The sequence below is a fragment of the Pseudomonas asiatica genome (assembly GCF_040214835.1).
Classification (GTDB): domain Bacteria; phylum Pseudomonadota; class Gammaproteobacteria; order Pseudomonadales; family Pseudomonadaceae; genus Aquipseudomonas; species Aquipseudomonas putida_Z.
The window spans coordinates 1,005,637-1,024,231 of record NZ_CP157874.1 but is presented as its reverse complement, the minus strand read 5'-3'; the positions used below and the strand labels follow the sequence as shown (position 1 = coordinate 1,024,231).

General features: G+C 63.6%; 16 protein-coding genes. 12 read left to right on the top strand and 4 right to left on the bottom strand.

Annotated elements, in window-relative coordinates; genetic code table 11:
- Window positions 1-121: 121 nt before the first annotated feature.
- From ABNP31_RS04710 to ABNP31_RS04700, 3 genes are read left to right on the top strand one after another with little or no spacing between them, the layout of a single operon-like run.
- Window positions 122-502 (top strand): septal ring lytic transglycosylase RlpA family protein, encoded by a 381-nt coding sequence (locus tag ABNP31_RS04710; protein WP_025337810.1) that lies wholly within the window; start codon window positions 122-124, stop codon window positions 500-502.
- Window positions 503-562: 60 nt separating this feature from the next.
- Window positions 563-1,606: a calcium/sodium antiporter gene (locus ABNP31_RS04705; protein ID WP_137164765.1), complete on the top strand. Its 1,044-nt coding sequence runs from the start codon at window positions 563-565 to the stop codon at window positions 1,604-1,606.
- 10 nt (window positions 1,607-1,616) lie between these two features.
- On the top strand, window positions 1,617-1,988 hold the full coding sequence (locus ABNP31_RS04700; RefSeq protein WP_046615782.1) for a carboxymuconolactone decarboxylase family protein: 372 nt from the start codon (window positions 1,617-1,619) through the stop codon (window positions 1,986-1,988).
- Window positions 1,989-2,107: 119 nt separating this feature from the next.
- On the opposite strand, the gene ABNP31_RS04695 is transcribed toward ABNP31_RS04700, so the two are convergent.
- The 4 genes from ABNP31_RS04695 to ABNP31_RS04680 form a co-directional block, all read right to left on the bottom strand.
- Window positions 2,108-3,466 (bottom strand): amino acid permease, encoded by a 1,359-nt coding sequence (locus ABNP31_RS04695; RefSeq protein ID WP_085616810.1) that lies wholly within the window; start codon window positions 3,464-3,466, stop codon window positions 2,108-2,110.
- Window positions 3,467-3,522: 56 nt separating this feature from the next.
- Window positions 3,523-4,464 carry an AEC family transporter gene (locus ABNP31_RS04690; RefSeq protein ID WP_238067296.1) on the bottom strand — a complete coding sequence of 314 codons (942 nt, stop codon included), beginning with the start codon at window positions 4,462-4,464 and terminating at the stop codon, window positions 3,523-3,525.
- Between the two features lie 217 nt (window positions 4,465-4,681).
- Complete coding sequence (locus ABNP31_RS04685; RefSeq protein WP_025337806.1) at window positions 4,682-5,242, bottom strand: response regulator transcription factor; 561 nt, start codon at window positions 5,240-5,242, stop codon at window positions 4,682-4,684.
- The gene (locus ABNP31_RS04680; RefSeq protein WP_025337805.1) at window positions 5,242-6,498 is read right to left on the bottom strand and encodes an ATP-binding protein; all 1,257 of its coding nucleotides are present in this window, start codon (window positions 6,496-6,498) and stop codon (window positions 5,242-5,244) included. Before ABNP31_RS04680 ends, ABNP31_RS04685 begins: the two co-directional genes overlap by 1 nt.
- A 202-nt stretch (window positions 6,499-6,700) precedes the next feature.
- On the opposite strand from ABNP31_RS04680, the gene ABNP31_RS04675 reads away from it, so the two are divergent.
- The 9 genes from ABNP31_RS04675 (at window position 6,701) to ABNP31_RS04635 (ending at window position 18,539) form a co-directional block, all read left to right on the top strand.
- The gene (locus tag ABNP31_RS04675) at window positions 6,701-7,417 is read left to right on the top strand and encodes an SIMPL domain-containing protein (protein ID WP_015269044.1); all 717 of its coding nucleotides are present in this window, start codon (window positions 6,701-6,703) and stop codon (window positions 7,415-7,417) included.
- Between the two features lie 473 nt (window positions 7,418-7,890).
- Complete coding sequence (locus ABNP31_RS04670; protein ID WP_025337804.1) at window positions 7,891-9,516, top strand: ABC transporter substrate-binding protein; 1,626 nt, start codon at window positions 7,891-7,893, stop codon at window positions 9,514-9,516.
- 146 nt (window positions 9,517-9,662) lie between these two features.
- Window positions 9,663-11,255, top strand: a complete 1,593-nt coding sequence (locus tag ABNP31_RS04665) for an ABC transporter substrate-binding protein (RefSeq protein WP_350013043.1) — start codon at window positions 9,663-9,665, stop codon at window positions 11,253-11,255.
- A 233-nt stretch (window positions 11,256-11,488) separates the two neighbouring features.
- Window positions 11,489-12,868 carry an OprD family porin gene (locus tag ABNP31_RS04660; protein ID WP_025337802.1) on the top strand — a complete coding sequence of 460 codons (1,380 nt, stop codon included), beginning with the start codon at window positions 11,489-11,491 and terminating at the stop codon, window positions 12,866-12,868.
- Window positions 12,869-12,943: 75 nt separating this feature from the next.
- Window positions 12,944-14,554, top strand: coding sequence for an ABC transporter substrate-binding protein (locus ABNP31_RS04655; protein WP_238067294.1), 1,611 nt, complete (start codon window positions 12,944-12,946; stop codon window positions 14,552-14,554).
- A gap of 90 nt (window positions 14,555-14,644) precedes the next feature.
- A complete protein-coding gene (locus tag ABNP31_RS04650) occupies window positions 14,645-15,655 on the top strand; it encodes an ABC transporter permease subunit (RefSeq protein WP_012316108.1) in 1,011 nt (336 codons plus the stop codon).
- Window positions 15,656-15,665: 10 nt separating this feature from the next.
- Window positions 15,666-16,592 (top strand): ABC transporter permease subunit, encoded by a 927-nt coding sequence (locus ABNP31_RS04645; RefSeq protein ID WP_025337799.1) that lies wholly within the window; start codon window positions 15,666-15,668, stop codon window positions 16,590-16,592.
- 10 nt (window positions 16,593-16,602) lie between these two features.
- A complete protein-coding gene (locus tag ABNP31_RS04640) occupies window positions 16,603-17,571 on the top strand; it encodes an ABC transporter ATP-binding protein (RefSeq protein ID WP_085664503.1) in 969 nt (322 codons plus the stop codon).
- The gene (locus tag ABNP31_RS04635; protein ID WP_024086321.1) at window positions 17,571-18,539 is read left to right on the top strand and encodes a peptide ABC transporter ATP-binding protein; all 969 of its coding nucleotides are present in this window, start codon (window positions 17,571-17,573) and stop codon (window positions 18,537-18,539) included. Before ABNP31_RS04640 ends, ABNP31_RS04635 begins: the two co-directional genes overlap by 1 nt.
- Window positions 18,540-18,595 lie beyond the last annotated feature (56 nt).

Below are 18,595 nucleotides of genomic sequence, written 5' to 3'. Positions count from 1 at the left end.
CGAGGGCTTTGCCCTCGTTCGCGGCTAAAGCCGCTCCCACAGGTACAGCACCGCTCGCCAGTGCAGCGCCGTACCTGTGGGAGCGGCTTTAGCCGCGAATGGCCGCACCGGAGCATTCGAATTGCTAAAGCGATCCCTGAGCACCCTCGCCCTCTTCTCCCTGCTGGCCGGCTGCGCCAGCCAGGACATCGACGTCGACCCCGACGGTTACGACAAGACCGGCACCGCTTCCTATTACGGCGCGCGCCACCACGGCAAACGCACCGCCAGCGGCGAACCGTTCAACCAGCATGGCCTCACCGCCGCCCACCGCAGCCTGCCCTTCGGCACCCGGGTACGGGTTACCAACCTGGCCAACCAGCGCAGCGTCGTGGTGCGCATCAATGACCGTGGCCCACATACCCGCGGCCGCCTGATCGATCTTTCACGTGCCGCCGCAGAAAAAATCGGCATGATCCGTAGCGGAACCGCGCGCGTGCGAGTACAAGGGCTTAGCGACTGACGCGACAGGAGTCCGACCATTTTCGACCTGGCTACCCTTCCCACCTTCAGCCTCTTGCAACTGGGCATCGCCTTGCTGTTGCTGGTCGGCGGTGCCGAACTGCTGGTACGCGCAGCCCTGCGCCTGGCCCAGCGCCTGCACGTACGCCCGCTGATCATCGGCCTGAGCCTGGTGGCCTTCGGCAGCACTGCCCCGCAAATGACCGTGAGCCTGCAGGCCGCCTACCAGGGCGCGCCGGACGTGGCGGTGGGCAGCGTGATCGGCAGCAACATCTTCAACGTACTGGTCATTCTCGGCCTGGCCGCACTGATCATCCCGCTGCGCGTGTCGCGGCAACTGGTGCGCCTGGACATCCCACTGATGATCATCGCCAGCGGCCTGGTCTACGGGTTATCCGCCAACGGCCACCTCGGCCGGGTCGAAGGGGTGTTGTTGCTGACCGGGCTGGTCGGCTACCTGGCTATGCTTTGGCACCAGTCGCGCCACTACGCCCGCACCTACCCCGCTCCGGCCACCGCCACCAGCAGCACCGGGCGCTTCTGGTCGGGCACGCTGCTGCAGGTGCTGGCCGGCCTGGGCCTGCTGAGCCTGGCGGGTCACTTGTTGCTGGAAGCTGCCGTAGAGGTGGCCACCGACCTGGGGCTGTCCGAGCGCATCATCGGCCTGACCGTCGTTGCCATCTGTACCTCCCTGCCGGAACTGGCCGCTGCGCTGATCGCCGCCCTGCGCGGTGAACGGGAAATCGCCGTGGGCACGGTGATAGGCAGCAACCTGTTCAACCTGCTGGCGGTGCTGGGCCTGACCGCACTGGTCACCCCCGAGCCGCTGTCGATCTCGCCCAACGCCTTGGCTTTCGACCTGCCGGTAATGCTGGGTGTTGCTGCGCTGAGCCTGCCGGTGTTCTATTCCGGTTACCGCATCACCCGCGCCGAAGGCCTGGTGTTCCTCTGCCTGTACCTGGCCTATGGGCTGCACGTGGCGGCGTTCACCATGGGCATGCCGCTGGCCGGCCGCCTGGAGCGGTTGATGCTGTTCTACGTACTGCCGGTGCTCGCCATGGTGTTGCTGTACACCACCGCACGAGCCTGGCGTCGCCAACACTAAGGAAAACAACATGGCTGATAGCAAGAAAACCGGCGAACAGATTCGGCGCCAGGTGATGGGCGATGCGTTCGTCGACCGCGCCCTGGGCAATGCCACCGACTTTACCCAACCGCTGCAGGACTTCGTCAACGAACATGCCTGGGGCAGCGTGTGGGCCCGCGACGGGCTGCCGTTGAAAACCCGCAGCCTGATTACCCTGGCCACGCTGACCGCACTGAAGTGCCCGCAGGAACTCAAGGGGCATGTGCGCGGGGCGTTGAACAATGGCTGTACGGTGGAGGAGATTCGCGAAGCGCTGCTGCATTGCGCGGTGTATGCGGGGGTGCCGGCGGCGATTGACGCGTTCCGTGCGGCACAGGAAGTGATCGACAGTTATCAATAGGTAGCCTGTGCCGGCCTCTTCGCGGGTAAACCCGCTCCCACAGGTACTGCACAGGTTTCAGTGCCTGTGGAGCCCCTGTGGGAGCGGGCGTGCCCGCGAAGAGGCCGGTACTGTGTTACCTACCTGGCCTGGCGAGCCTTCTTCATCTTGAAGGCCACCCACAGCACAAGGATCCACCCCGGAATCAGCATCACCGAGATGCGAATCGGCGGGGTCAGGTACATCACCACCAGGATCAGCACGATGAACGCCAGGCAAAGGTAGTTGGTGACCGGGTGCCCCCAGCTTTTGTAGAACGGGGTAATCCCGGCCGCCAGCTTGGCCTTGCGGAACTTCAGGTGGGTGATGCTGATGCTCGCCCAGTTGATCACCAGCGCCGACACCGCCAGGGCCATCAGCAAACCAAAGGCTTCACCCGGCATCAGGTAGTTGATCAGCACGCACAGCCCGGTGGCGAAAGCCGACACACCCAGCGCGGTCAGCGGCACGCCGCTACGGCTTACCTTCAGCAACTGACGCGGTGCGTCGCCCTGGCTGGCCAGGCCAAACAGCATGCGGCTGTTGGCGTACACGCAGCTGTTGTACACCGACAGTGCGGCCGTCAGCACCACGATATTGAGGATGGTCGCCACCAGGTCACTGTCCAGTTCGTGGAAGATCATCACGAACGGGCTGCCACCCTGCACCACCTTCTGCCACGGGTACAGCGACAGCAGCACCGCCAGGGCACCGATATAGAAGATGAGGATGCGGTACACCACCTGGTTGGTGGCCTTGGGGATGCTCTGACGCGGGTTGTCGGCCTCGGCGGCGGTAATGCCCACCAGCTCCAGGCCACCGAACGAAAACATGATCACTGCCAGTGCCATCACCAGGCCGGAGACGCCGTTGGGGAAGAAGCCGCCGTACTGCCAGAGGTTGGCCACGCTGGCGTCCGGGCCGCCATGGCCGCTGGTCAGCAGCCAGGCGCCGAAGCCGATCATGCTGACGATGGCCACCACCTTGACCAGGGCGAACCAGAACTCCATCTCGCCGTAGACCTTCACCTGGGTCAGGTTGATCAGGTTGATCACCACGAAGAAGATCGCCGCCGTGGCCCAGGTGGGGAAGCCGGGCCACCAGTACTGCACGTAGATACCCACCGCTGTCAGCTCGGCCATGCCGACCAGTACATACACCACCCAGTAGTTCCAGCCCGAGACGAAGCCGGCGAACTCGCTCCAGTACTGGTGGGCGAAGTGGCTGAAGCTGCCGGCCACCGGCTCTTCCACCACCATTTCGCCGAGCTGGCGCATGATCAGGAAGGCCATCAGGCCGGCAATGGCGTAGCCCAGCAGGACGGAAGGGCCGGCCAGCTGGATGGTCTGGGCGATGCCCAGGAACAACCCGGTACCGATGGCCCCGCCCAGCGCGATCAGCTGGATATGGCGATTCTTCAGCCCGCGCTGTAACCGCTCGGGCGTGCTCTGGTCTTGCATGAAGTGTCCTTTAGCTCAGTGAGGCTGTGTTTTTTGTGTTGTTTGCAGTCAAGGATCTAGATCCATCCGCCCCACTGCAAGATGAAAATACCAATGTTGGTGGTGATCGCCGCCATTAGCGTGGTAATCACGATGATCGACGCCGCCAGCTCATGGTTGCCGTTGGCCGCCCGCGCCATGACGTAGCTGGCCGCTGCGGTCGGGCTGCCGATGTACAGGAACAGGATGCCCAGCTCGGCCCCGCGGAAGCCGCATAGCCAGGCACCGAGGGTGCCGAGCAGCGGTAGCCAGACCATCTTCACCAGGCTGGCGTCGATGGCCAGCCTGCCACTGTCGCGCAGTGCCGCCAGCGACAGCGTGCCTCCGATGCAGATCAGCGCCAGCGGCAGGGTCATCTGCGCCAGGTAGTCGCTCGAGGTCAGCAGCCAGTTGGGCAGCGGCACCTGGCCGTACGCCATGGGCGTGGCCACCAGCACACTGATGATCAGCGGGTTGCTGAGGATGCTCTTGCAGATGCTCCACGGGTCGGACTTCAGGTCCGGGCTGTACACCGCCAGCACCACTGCCGACAGCGAGTTGTACATGAGGATGACCAGGCCGGCGAGCACCGCCCCCAGGGAGATGCCGTAGTCGCCGTAGAGACTGGCGGCCAGGGCCAGGCCGATCACGCCGTTGTTGCCGCGGAATGCGCCTTGGGTATAGATGCCCCGGTCGGCCAGCGGGCTGCGCCAGATGGCCAGGCCCCAGGCAATGGCGAAGCCGGCCAGGGTGGCGACGATGAAATAGAGAAGGACGCCGGGTTTGACCGCCGTGGCCAGGTCGGCGTGATAGATGCCGAGGAACAGCAGCGCCGGCATGCACACGTTGAACACCAGCTGCGAGGCGACGCGGTTGAAATTGTCGTCGATCAGGCGGATACGTTTGAGCAGCACGCCCATGAACAGCATGGCGAAGACCGGGGCCGTGATGTTCAGTGTCTGGATAAGAAGGGCGAGCATGCGCAAGCGATCCTGGAGGGGGTTGCCGTTAGGGGGCTAATGATACGCCAACGGCCGGGACTTGCGGGGATCGCGGGGTGATAAAGAGAAGTTTCTGTCAGTTACGGCCCTTTCGCGGGTAAACCCGCTCCCACAGGTACTGCACAGGTCTTGAGGCTTGTGAAATACCTGTGGGAGCGGGTTTACCCGCGAAGAGGCCGGTACTGCCAGTACTGAATCAGCGCCGAACCGGGCGCTTCTGCAGTTTGCGCTGCAAGGTCCGCCGGTGCATGCCCAGCGCCCGGGCGGTGGCCGAGATATTGCCTTCGTGCTCGTTCAGCACCCGCTGGATGTGTTCCCACTGCAGGCGGTCGACCGACATCGGGTTTTCCGGCACCAGGGTGTCCAGGTCGGTGTGCTCCGACAGCAGCGCCGCCAGCACATCATCGGCATCGGCCGGCTTGCACAGGTAGTTGCAGGCACCGCGCTTGACCGCTTCCACCGCGGTGGCAATGCTCGAGTAACCGGTCAGGATCACCACGCGCATTTCCGGGTCCAGCTCCAGCAGCTTGGGCAACAGCACCAGCCCGGAGTCGCCGTCCATCTTCAGGTCCAGCGTGGCGTAGTCCGGCAGGTCCTGCTGGGCCAGGATCAACCCTTCTTCGGCAGAGCTGGCGGTGCTCACGCGGAAACCGCGGCGGCTCATGGCACGGGCCATGACCCGGGTGAAGGTGGCATCGTCATCCACCAGCAGCAGGTGCGGCAGCTCTTCGCCTTCGACCTGGTTTTCTTCGCTCATCATTCATCTCCTCGCTTGCCATAGGGCAGGCGCAGTTCGGTCAGGGTGCCACCCTGTTCATGACTATAGAGTTTCACCGAACCGCCCGCACGGGTCACGCTGGCCTTGCTCAAGAACAGGCCCAGGCCGAAGCCTTTGCCTTTGGTGGTAATGAAGGGTTTGCCGATGGCTTCGGCGATGGCCGGCGGCACGCCGGGGCCATGGTCACGGATGCTGATGACGATGTCATGGGCGTCCCAGTCCAGGCGCACTTCAAGGTCATCGGGGCAGGCATCGGCGGCATTGTTCAACAGGTTCAACAGCGCCTGGGTCAGGTCCGGCGGCGGGGTCAGGCGCGGCACCTGGCCGTCGCGCAGGCGCTGGAAGCGGTAGCTGGCTTCCGGGCGCATCAGGTGCCAACGGTTGAGCGCTTCGTCCAGCCAGGCCGTCACATCCTGCTCCACCACGGCCAGGCGGCGGTTGGCTTCGGCGGCGCGTACCAGCTGTTGCAGGGTTTCCTTGCACAGCTTCACCTGATCCTGAAGGATCTGCAGGTCTTCCTGCAGCAGCGGGTCGGCGTGGTCCTGGCGCATTTCATTCAGCAGCACGCTCATGGTCGCCAACGGCGTGCCCAGCTCATGGGCGGCACCGGCGGCCTGGGTGGCCACGGCCAGCAGCTGCTCGTCGCGCAGGCTTTCTTCACGCCGCTCGGAACGCAGCTGCTCCTGGCGGCGCAGCTCTTCGGCCATGCGCGCGGCAAAGAAGGTGATCACTGCGGCGGCCAGGGCAATGCTCAACCACATGCCATAGACCTGCATCTTGTCCCGCGCCATTGGCAGGCCTTCGAGCGGGTAGAACTGCACCAGCAGCAGGCTGTAGGCGGTCAGGGCAATGCCCGAGAGAATCAGCGAATACAACCACGGCAGGGTCACCGCGGCGATCGCCAGCGGCACCAGGTAATACGACACGAACGGGTTTGTCGAGCCGCCGGAGTAATACAGCAAGGCACTGTGGATCAGCAGGTCGCAGGCCAGTTGCAGGGCGTACTCCAGCTCGGTGACCGGCAACGACAGGCGCAGGCGCAGGGCCGTGAAGGCGCACAGCAGCGAAGACAAGGCCAAGGTGCCGGCCAGCGACAGCCAGGGCAAGGGCAGCAGTTCGGTCCAGTAGGCGACCCCCACGGAGCCGGCCTGGGCAGCCAGGACCAGGACCCGAATGACGGTCAGGCGCCAGAGGTTCTGGCGAGTAGCGGACAGCGGTTGTACGGCGGCGAGCATGAGCTCTCCTGATGAGTGCTCCAGAAAAATCGGCTGGAGTATACCGAAGCCAGGCGCCTCGCTGCAGCGATGCGGCAAAGCGCCACACTTTGTCACAGGTTGATGATGGCACTTTTGAACCCACTACACTGTTGCCGGTCTGATGGGCCATGCGTGGAATGGATGACCACAACCCACGCCTTATATTGCCAAGGAGTACCACATGCAAATCCCACGTCGCGGCACCGCCCTGATCCTGTCCTGCGGCCTGCTCGCCAGCCTGCCGGCGCTGGCTGCCGATGAGCCGCGCTACAACCAGGTCTCGCTGCGTGCCGAAGTCAGCAAGGAAGTGGCGCGTGACCTGATGGTCGTTACCCTGTACAGCGAAGCGCAGAACACCGACCCGGGCAAGCTCGCCAAGCAGATCACCGAAACCATGAACAAGGCCGTACAGCAGTCGCGCCAGGTCAAGGACGTGAAGATCAGCCAGGGCAGCCGCAACAGCTACCCGGTGTATGACAGCAAGGGCCAGAAGATCACCGGCTGGCGCGAGCGCGCCGAGTTGCGACTGGAAAGCGCCAACTTCCCGGCCCTGTCGCAGCTGACCGCCGACCTGCTGCAAGAGCTGAAGATGGGTGGCATGGACTTCTCCATCGCCCCGGCCACGCGCAAGGCCAGCGAGGATGCACTGCTCAAGGATGCCGTGGATGCCTTCAAGGCGCGCGCCCAGCTGGCGACCGAGGCGCTGGGTGGCAAGGGCTACAAAGTGGTCAGCCTGAACCTCAACAGCAGCGGTTACCCACGCCCGTACCTGCGCAGTGCACCGATGGCGATGAAGGCCATGGGGGCTGATGAGTCGGCACCGGCGCCGGATATCGAGGCCGGGACCAGTGAAGTGAGCATGAATGCCGATGGCCTGATCGAAGTGCAGATGCCTTGAAGAGTCCTCGAAACACCTGTGGGAGCGGGCTTGCCCGCCCTCATGGAACTGCACATAACACATTGAATTAGCAGGGACCCTGTGGGAGCGGCTTTAGCCGCGAACACCGGCGCAGCCGGTGCCATGCACCGCGTTGGATTCTTCGCGGCTAAAGCCGCTCCCACAGGGTACGCGGATCGCTTGCGAGTCCAGTTGTCTGTCAAATCAGGATTTTCGGAAATTTCCTACGCACCAAATAGGTGCTTCCTACACTAACCCCGCCTCGAAATATCCCGCAAAAAGCCATCATTTTGCCTACGCAAACGTTTAACTTCTTCGAAAGTTATATCAATGCGACATCCATGTACGACCGTACCACTTTTCTGGCGTCAACTATCCCTCCGCATATTGCATTGGGAACAGCCCCTGCATAAGTATCCGCAGGTCGGCTCACGAGGCCACCTCAATCGAAAAATGACAACAATGAGGCCACCATGCTCAAACACGCAGTCATTCCGTTCCTGCTAGGCGCAGGCTTGCTCTCCGGCGCACCGTCGGCCCTCGCCGCGTCCAACCTGGTGTTCTGCTCCGAAGGCAGCCCGGCCGGCTTCGACCCAGGCCAATACACCACAGGGACTGACTTCGACGCCTCGGCCGAGACCGTGTTCAACCGCCTGACCCAGTTCGAACGTGGCGGCACTGCAGTCATCCCGGGTCTGGCGACCAAGTGGGAAGTCTCCGACGACGGAAAGACCTACACCTTCCACCTGCGCGAAGGGGTCAAGTTCCACACCACCGACTACTTCAAGCCCACCCGCAACTTCAACGCCGACGACGTGCTGTTCACCTTCAACCGCATGCTCGACAAGAACCACCCGTTCCGCAAAGCCTACCCCACCGAGTTCCCGTACTTCACCGACATGGGCATGGACAAGAACATCGCCAAGCTGGAGAAGCTCGACGAGCACACGGTCAAGTTCACCCTCAACGAAGTCGACGCCGCGTTCATCCAGAACCTGGCCATGAGCTTCGCCTCGATCCAGTCCGCCGAATACGCCGACCAGCTGCTCAAGGACGGCAAGGCCGCCGACATCAACCAGAAGCCGATCGGCACCGGCCCGTTCGTGTTCAGCAAGTACCAGAAAGACGCGCAGATCCGCTTCAAGGGCAACAAGGACTACTGGCAACCCGATGACGTGAAGATCGACAACCTGATCTTCGCCATCACCACCGACGCCTCGGTGCGCATGCAGAAGCTGAAGAAGAACGAATGCCAGGTCACCCTGTTCCCGCGGCCGGCCGACATCCAGCCGCTGAAGCAGGACCCCAAGCTGCAGATGCCGCAACAAGCCGGCTTCAACCTCGGCTACATCGCCTACAACGTGATGGACAAGGTCAAGGGCAGCAACGAGGCCAACCCGCTGGCCCAGCTGAAAGTCCGCGAGGCGCTGGACATGGCCGTGGACAAGAAAAAGATCATCGAGTCGGTCTACCAGGGCGCCGGCCAACTGGCGGTCAACGCCATGCCGCCGACCCAATGGTCCTATGACGACAGCATCAAGGATGCCTCGTTCGACCCTGAGAAAGCCAAGCAGCTGCTCAAGGAAGCCGGCATCAAGGAAGGCACCGAAATCACCCTGTGGGCGATGCCCGTGCAACGCCCGTACAACCCCAATGCCAAGCTGATGGCCGAGATGCTGCAATCCGACTGGGCCAAGGTCGGCATCAAGGCGAAGATCGTCAGCTATGAATGGGGCGAGTACATCAAGCGCTCCAAAGGCGGCGAACAAGGCGCCATGCTGATCGGCTGGAGCGGTGACAACGGTGACCCGGACAACTGGCTGGGCACCCTGTACGGCTGCGACGCCATGAGCGGCAACAACTTCTCCAAGTGGTGCTACAAGCCCTACGACGACCTGATCAAGCAGGCCAAGGCCACCTCCGACCAGGCCAAGCGCACCGAGCTGTACCAGCAGGCACAGCACATCCTCAAGGAGCAGGTGCCGATCACCCCGATCGCCCACTCCACCGTGTACCAGCCCATGAGCGCCAAGGTGAAGGACTTCAAGATCAGCCCGTTCGCGCTGAACTCCTTCTACGGCGTCAGCGTGGACAAATAGGCTAGCCAAGGCACCCGCCGAGCGGCGGGTGCCCCGCCAACCTCGTACCCTTTCATGTCGTCCCGCCGCCATCCGCAGCGGGGTCGGCGACCTGTTGCCGCCATTCGTACCCCGAGGCGGCGCAAACAGACGTAAAAGGACTTGCCATGCGCCATACCACCCGCCTTTCCGCCCTGCTGGCCGTGGGCCTGATCAGCCAATCGCCGGCCCTGCTGGCCAGCAACCTGGTGTTCTGCTCGGAAGGCAGCCCCGCCGGCTTCGACACCGCCCAGTACACCAGCGCCACCGACAACGACGCCGCCGAACCGCTCTACAACCGCCTGGTCGAATTCGAACGCGGCGGCACTGCCGTGCACCCTGCCCTGGCGACCCGCTGGGAGGTGTCCGAGGATGGCCTGCGCTACACCTTCCATCTGCGCGAAGGGGTGAAATTCCACAGCAACAAGGCCTTTGCACCGAGCCGCGACTTCAACGCCGACGACGTGCTGTTCACCTTCAACCGCATGCTCGACAAGAACCACCCGTTCCGCCAGGCCTACCCGACCGAGTTCCCCTATTTCATCAGCATGGGCCTGGACAAGAACATTGCCCGTGTCGAAAAGACCGATCCACTGACCGTGGTGTTCACCCTGAACAAGGTCGATGCCGCGTTCATCCAGAACCTGGCCATGAGCTTCGCTTCCATCCTGTCTGCCGAATACGCCGAACAACTGATGGCCAGCGGGCGCCCCAGCGACATCAACCAGCAACCGATCGGCACCGGCCCGTTCGTGTTCCAGCGTTATCAGAAGGATTCGCAGATCCGCTACAAGGGCAACAAGGCCTATTGGTCACCGCAGGACGTGAAGATCGACAATCTGGTGTTCTCGATCAACATCGACCCTTCGGTGCGCATCCAGAAGCTGCGCCGCAACGAATGCCAGGTCACCCTGCACCCGCGCCCCGCCGACCTGCCGGCGCTCAAGGCCGACAGCAAACTGCAGGTGCTGCAGCAACCTGGCTTCAACCTTGGCTACATCGCCTACAACACCCAGCACCCACCGTTCGACCGCCTGGAAGTGCGCCAGGCGATGGACATGGCAGTAAACAAGCAGGCGATCATCCAGGCCGTGTACCAGGATTCCGGCCAGCTGGCAGTCAACGCCATGCCGCCAACCCAGTGGTCCTATGACGACAGCCTCAAGGACGCGCCTTTCGACCCAGAAAAGGCCAAGCAGCTACTGCAGCAGGCCGGGGTCAAGCCAGGCACCGAGATCACCCTGTGGGCCATGCCGGTGCAGCGCCCGTACAACCCCAACGCCAAGCTGATGGCGGAGATGCTCCAGGCCGACTGGAGCAAGCTCGGCTTCAAGGTGCGCATTGTCAGCTACGAATGGGGCGAGTACCTCAAGCGCATGAAAAGCGGCGAGCACGATATCGCCCTGATCGGCTGGACCGGGGACAACGGTGACCCGGACAACTGGCTGGGCACCCTCTACAACTGCGATGCCATCGGCAGCAACAACTACTCGCTGTGGTGCGATCCGCAGTACGACAGCCTGGTCAAGCAGGCCAAGCAGGTCACCGACCGCACACAGCGCACCGCCCTGTACCAGCAGGCCCAGCAGCGGCTCAAGCAACAGGTGCCGATTACCCCGGTGGCGCACTCCACGGTCAACCAACCGCTCAGCGTCAAGGTTTCCGAGTTCAAGGTCAGCCCGTTCGGGCGCAACGACTTTTCCGGTGTGAGTGTTGATTGATCTTTAGCCCTCAAGGGCCTCTTCGCGGGTAAACCCGCTCCCACAGGTACGGCGCACATGCCGAAACCTGTGGTGCCCCTGTGGGAGCGGGTTTACCCGCGAAAGGGCCGGCACAGCCAACACAACCCCCCGATTCTGCCCGGTGACCCCGGGCAACCCTGGCAACACCGCAGCAAGAAACCCGGCCCACAAGGCCAGGCAATAACTAGAAGAACAGAAAGGGAGCTTTAACCTTGAGACTATTCACCTTGACCGCACTGGCGTTATCCATCAGTGCCTTATCCACCGTGACCCAGGCCGACCCGCAAAGCCAGGAATACGTGCCCATCACCCTCAAAGGCAGCAGCGAGCAGGAGCAGGCCAGCGGCTTCGTCGACGGCCAGAGCCTGTCCGGCAGCACCCGCAACTGGTACGCCCGCGAGCGCGCCGCACGCGCCCCGCTGTGGAAGTACTACAAGAGCGACGGCACCCGCCACGACACCCACAGCCGCGAGAACTGGGTGCAGGGCACCATCCTCAACTACAGCTCCGGCTTCACCCAGGGCACCGTCGGCTTCGCCGTCGAAGCCGCCGGCTACAATGCCATCGCCCTGCTGCAGAACCGCGAGGACGTCGCCGGCCCCAACAACCGCACCCTGACCCACAGCGACGGCGACCCGGTCGGCCAGTGGAGCAAGATGGGCCTGGCCAACGTCAAGGCGCGGGTGTCCAACACTACCCTCACCGTCGGCCGCCAATCGGTGGACACGCCGATGATCGCCTACATCGGCAACCGTGCCCTGCCCTCGAGCTTCCAAGGCGCGTTTTTGCACAGTGCCGAATTCGACAACCTGAGCTTCGACCTGGGCACCTTCGACCGCGTCTCGCCACGTACCGAACAGAGCCTCAGCAAGTTCCGCACCGAGTACAGTGCCACTGGCGTGGAAACCGACCGCGCCAGTACCGCCGGCATCAACTACCAGCCGTTCAAGAGCCTGAGCACCAGCCTGTACGCCACCAAGGTCGACGACTTCTGGAACCAGTACTACTTTGGCGCCAACCACGTGCTCGGCGACAGCGCAGTGCTCAGCCTGAGCACCGGCCTGAACTACTACAAGACCGTCGACGCCGGCAGCAAGAAGATGGGCGAGATCGACAACGACACCTACAGCCTGTCGTTCGGCCTGACCCACCAGGCCCACACCCTCAGCGCCTCCTGGCAGCAGGTCAACGGCAACGAGTACTTCGACTACCTGCACGAAACCAACGGCATCTACCTGGCCAACTCGCTGCTGTCGGACTTCAACGGCCCCAACGAGAAATCGCTGCAGATTTCCTACGTGCTGAACATGGCGCCGTACGGCGTGCCGGGCCTGAAGTTCAACCTGTACAACGCCCGCGGCTGGGGCATCGATGGTACCCATTACCGCGGTACCGCCTACGACGTGAACGGCCTGGACGGCGAAACCCACTACGAGTGGGGCTTCGGCACCAGCTACGCGGTACAGAGCGGGCCGCTGAAAGACACCAGCATCCGTGCCACCTACACCGCGCACCGCGCCAGCAAGGCCCAGGGCGATGGCAGCCTGGATGAGTTCCGGGTGGTTACCACCATTCCATTCAACATTCTCTGACCGCCGGCGCCACGGCCTGCTTCGCTGCGGGCCGTGGCGGCTACGCTGGAATCAATGCAAGCAGGGAGTCCACCCATGCAGAGAGCTTTCATGAAATCGCTACCGCTACGCCTCGCCCTGGCAGCGCTGGTACTGGGCAGCGCCACGCAGCTGGCGGCCAAGCCGCTGGTAGTGTGCACCGAGGCCAGCCCGGAAGGGTTCGACGTTGTCCAGTACACTACGGGGGTCACCTTCGATGCCACCTCCGAAGCGCTGTTCAACCGCCTGGTCGACTTCAAGCCTGGCACCACCGACGTCCAGCCGGCCCTGGCCGAACGCTGGGACATCTCACCGGACGGCCTGACCTACACCTTCCACCTGCGCCAAGGGGTGAAGTTCCACAAGACCGACTACTTCACGCCCACTCGCGAATTCAACGCCGATGACGTGTTGTGGAGCCTGCGCCGTCAGCTCGACCCGGCGCATCCGTGGCACGACAAGACCAGCGTCGGCTACCCGTACTTCGAAAGCATGTCCTTCAAAAGCCTGCTCAAGTCGGTGGACAAGACCGATGACCACACCGTGGTGATCACCCTCACTCGCCCGGAAGCACCGTTCCTGCGGGACATGGCAATGGGCTTCACCTCGATCTACTCCGCCGAATACGGCGACCAGTTGCTCAAGGCCGGCAAGACCGCCGAGCTCAACAGCAAGCCGATCGGCACCGGCCCGTTCATCTTCCAGCGTTACAACAAGGACGCCCAGGTCCGCTTCAAACCCAACCCGGACTACTTCCGCGGCAAGCCCCCGGCCGACGCCCTGATATTCGCCATCGCCACCGACAGCAACGTGCGCCTGCAAAAGCTGCGCGCCAACGAATGCCAGGTGGCGCTGTACCCCAAACCGGAGGACGTGCCGACGATCAAGGCCGACCCCAAGCTCAAGGTCGCCGAGACCGAAGCGCTGGTTACCGGCTATATCGCCATGAACACCCAGCACAAGTACCTCAGCGATGTGCGCGTGCGCAAAGCCATCAACATGGCCTTCGACCGCCAGACACACGTCGACCAGCTGTTTGGCAAGGACAACGCGCTGGTGGGCGTGAACCCGTACCCGCCGACCATGCTCGGTTACAACACCACCAACCAGAACCCGCCTCGAGACCTGGCCAAGGCCCGCGCCCTGCTCAAGGAAGCTGGCGTACCGGAAGGTACCGTGATCACCCTGTTCACCCGCAACGGCGGCGGCATGACCAACCCCAACCCACGCCTGTCCGCCGAGATGCTGCAGGCCGACCTGAAACAGGTCGGCCTGCAGCTGGATATCCGCGTGATGGAATGGGCCGAAATGCTGCGTCGTGCCAAGAACGGCGAAGCCGACCTGGTCTCCACCGGCTGGGCAGGCGACAACGGTGACCCGGACAACTTCCTCACCCCGCTGCTGAGCTGCGAGGCCGCCAAGAACGGCGAGAACTACGCCCGCTGGTGCAATCAGCAGTTCCAGGAACTCATCACGCGTGCACGGCAGATGACGGATGACAATGAGCGCCGATGGGTCTATGCCGAGGCTTTAAGGGTGTACGATGACGACCAACCCTGGATCAGCATGGCCCACCCCAAGGTGTTCGCCGCCATGCGTGACAACGTGGAGGGCTACGTGATCAGCCCTCTGGCCAACAACAACTTCGCCACCACCAAGGTGAAGTAGAACAACAACGACCGCCGGCAACCCACACGGGGACCGGCGGCACCCCGTAGCGTGCTGCTAGCCGCACGGCCTGATGAGGTAACCCAGACAATGTTGAGCTTTATTGCCCGGCGCCTTGGCCTGCTGATACCGACATTTTTCGGTATCACCTTGCTGACCTTCGCGCTCATACGCCTGATCCCCGGCGACCCGGTGGAAGTGATGATGGGCGAGCGCAGGGTCGACCCCGAAATGCATGCCCAGGCCATGGAGCGCCTGGGCCTGAACAAGCCGCTGCCGGTCCAGTACCTGGACTACGTCGGCAAGCTGGCCCAGGGTGACCTCGGTGAATCGCTGCGCACCCGCGAGAGCGTGTGGAGCGAGTTCCTCACCCTGTTCCCGGCCACCCTGGAACTGGCCTTTGCCGCCCTGTTGTTCGCCGGCATCGTCGGCCTGCTGGCCGGGGTGATCGCTGCGCTCAAGCGCGGATCGCTGTTCGACCACGGGGTGATGGGCATTTCCCTGGCCGGTTACTCGATGCCGATCTTCTGGTGGGGCCTGATCCTGATCATGTTCTTCTCGGTAAGCCTGGGCTGGACCCCGGTGTCCGGGCGCATCGACCTGCTCTACGACATCGAGCCGAAGACCGGCTTCATGCTCATCGACACCCTGCTCAGCGACGAGGAAGGCGCGTTCAAGGACGCGGTGATGCACCTGATCCTGCCGGCCATCGTGCTCGGCACCATCCCGCTGGCGGTGATTGCCCGCATGACCCGCTCGTCGATGCTCGAAGTGCTGCGCGAGGACTACATCCGCACCGCCCGCGCCAAAGGCCTGTCGCCGGCCCGCGTGGTGTTCGTGCACGGCCTGCGCAACGCGCTGATCCCGGTACTGACCGTATTCGGCCTGCAGGTCGGCACGTTGCTGGCCGGTGCGGTGCTGACCGAAACCATCTTTTCCTGGCCGGGCATCGGCAAGTGGCTGATCGAAGCCATCGGTGCCCGTGACTACCCCGTGGTCCAGAACGGCATCCTGTTGATCGCCTGCCTGGTGATCCTGGTCAACTTCGTCGTGGATATCCTCTACGGCCTGGCCAACCCACGCATCCGTCATCAGCGCTGAGGCCTTCGCCATGACTAGCCCGATTCCGAAATCCGTCACACCGGTCAGCCCGGTGGACCAGAGCCTGCTCTACCCCTCGCCATACAAAGAATTCTGGCAAGCCTTCGCCCGCAACAAAGGTGCGGTGATGGGCCTGGCCTTCATGTGCCTGGTGGTGTTCTGCGCGCTGTTCGCGCCGTGGGTTGCCCCGCACGACCCGAGCGAGCAGTACCGCGAATTCCTGCTGACCCCACCGGTGTGGCTCGAAGGTGGCAGCTGGCAGTTCATCCTCGGCACCGACGAGCTGGGCCGCGACCTGCTTTCGCGGCTGATCCAGGGCGCGCGGCTGTCGCTGCTGATCGGCCTGTCGTCGGTGGTGATGTCGTTGATCCCTGGCATCCTGCTGGGCCTGCTGGCCGGTTTCTTCCCGCAACTGCTCGGCCCGTCGATCATGCGCCTGATGGACGTGATGCTGGCCCTGCCCTCGCTGCTGCTGGCGGTGGCCATCGTCGCCATCCTCGGCCCAGGCCTGATCAACACCGTGATCGCCATCGCCATCGTGTCGTTGCCATCCTACGTGCGCCTGACCCGCGCCGCCGTGATGGGCGAGCTGAACCGCGACTACGTCACCGCCGCACGCCTGGCTGGTGCCGGGCTGCCACGGCTGATGTTCGTCACCGTGCTGCCCAACTGCATGGCACCGCTGATCGTGCAGGCCACCCTCAGCTTCTCCTCGGCCATCCTCGACGCCGCCGCCCTGGGCTTCCTTGGCCTTGGCGTACAGCCGCCAACCCCGGAGTGGGGCACCATGCTGGCTTCGGCCCGTGACTACATCGAGCGCGCCTGGTGGGTGGTGAGCCTGCCCGGCCTGACCATTCTGCTCAGTGTGCTGGCAATCAACCTGATGGGCGACGGCCTGCGCGATGCGCTGGACCCGAAACTCAAGAACGCCGCCTGAGGAGAACGCCATGTCACTGTTGCAGATCAACAACCTGAACGTGCGCTTCGGCGACGCCAATGCGGTACCGGTGGTCGATGGCCTGGACCTGACGGTGGAGGCCGGCGAGATCCTGGCCATCGTCGGCGAATCCGGCTCGGGCAAGTCCGTGACCATGATGGCCCTGATGGGCCTGATCGACGCCCCCGGGCGCATCACCGCCGACTCGCTCACCTTCGACGGCACCGACATGCTCAAGCTCACCGGCCGCCAGCGACGCAAGGTGGTGGGCAAGGACATCGCCATGGTCTTCCAGGACCCGATGACCGCGCTCAACCCCAGCTACACCGTGGGCTACCAGATCGAGGAAGTGCTGCGCCAGCACCTGGGCCTGAAGGGCAAGGCCGCGCGCCAGCGTGCCCTGGAGCTGCTGAAAAAGGTCGAGATCCCGGCTGCGGAAAGCCGCCTGGACGCCTACCCGCACCAGCTGTCCGGCGGCATGAGCCAGCGCGTGGCGATTGCCATGGCGATTGCCGGCGAGCCCAAGCTGCTGATTGCCGACGAACCCACCACTGCGCTGGACGTGACCATCCAGGCGCAGATCATGGAGCTGCTGGTCAACCTGCAGAAGGAGCGCAACATGGCGCTCATCCTGATCACCCACGACCTCGCCGTGGTCGCTGAAACCGCCAGGCGGGTGTGCGTGATGTACGCCGGCCAGGCCGTGGAAGTGGGCCAGGTGCCGGAGCTGTTCGACGTGCCCGCCCACCCCTACAGCGAAGCGTTGCTGGCGGCGATCCCCGAGCACAGCATCGGTGCCGAACGCCTGGCCACCCTGCCCGGCATCGTCCCCGGCCGCTACGACCGCCCCGTGGGTTGCCTGCTGTCACCGCGCTGCCCGTACGTGCAGGACAACTGCCGGCGCCAGCGCCCGCCCCTCGATCCCCAGGCCCATGGCCTGGTGCGTTGCTTCTACCCGCTGAACCAGGAGGTGGCGTGATGGCCGTCGTTCTATCCGCCCGGGAGCTGACCCGGCATTACGAAGTCTCCCGCGGGCTGTTCAAGGGCCACGCCCTGGTCCGCGCGCTGAATGGCGTGTCGTTCGAACTGGAGGCCGGCAAGACCCTGGCCGTGGTCGGCGAGTCCGGCTGCGGCAAGTCGACCCTGGCCCGCGCACTGACCCTGATCGAAGAGCCGTCGTCCGGCTCGCTGCAAATTGCCGGCACCGAAGTGAAAGGCGCCAGCAAGAGCGAGCGCAAGCAACTGCGCCGCGACGTACAGATGGTTTTCCAGAGCCCCTACGCGTCGCTCAATCCACGGCAGAAGATTGGCGACCAACTGGCCGAGCCGCTGCTGATCAACACCTCGCTGAGCAAGGCCGAGCGGCGAGAAAAGGTGCAGAAGATGATGGAACAGGTCGGCCTGCGCCCCGAGCATTACCAGCGCTACCCGCACATGTTCTCCGGCGGCCAGCGCCAGCGTATCGCCCTGGCCCGGGCAATGATGCTGCAGCCCAAGGTGCTGGTGGCGGACGAACCGACCTCGGCGCTGGACGTGTCGATCCAGGCCCAGGTACTGAACCTGTTCATGGATTTGCAGAAGGAGTTCAATACCGCCTACGTGTTCATCTCGCACAACCTGGCGGTGGTGCGGCATGTGGCCGATCAGGTGCTGGTGATGTACCTCGGCCGGCCTGCGGAGATGGGGCCGAAGGAAGATATCTACGAAAGGCCGTTGCACCCGTATACCCAGGCACTGCTTTCGGCGACGCCGGCGATTCACCCGGACCCTTTGAAGCCGAAGATCCGCATTGCCGGGGAGTTGCCCAACCCGCTGAACCCGCCGGATGGGTGTGCGTTTCACAAGCGTTGCCCGTATGCGACCGAGCGGTGTGCCAAGGAAGTGCCGGCGCTCAGGCAGGTGAGTACCCGGCAGGTGGCTTGTCACTATGCCGAGCAGTTTCTTTAGCCTTTAGATAGACGGGGCTGCTTTGCAGCCCATCGCGACACAAGGCCGCTCCTACA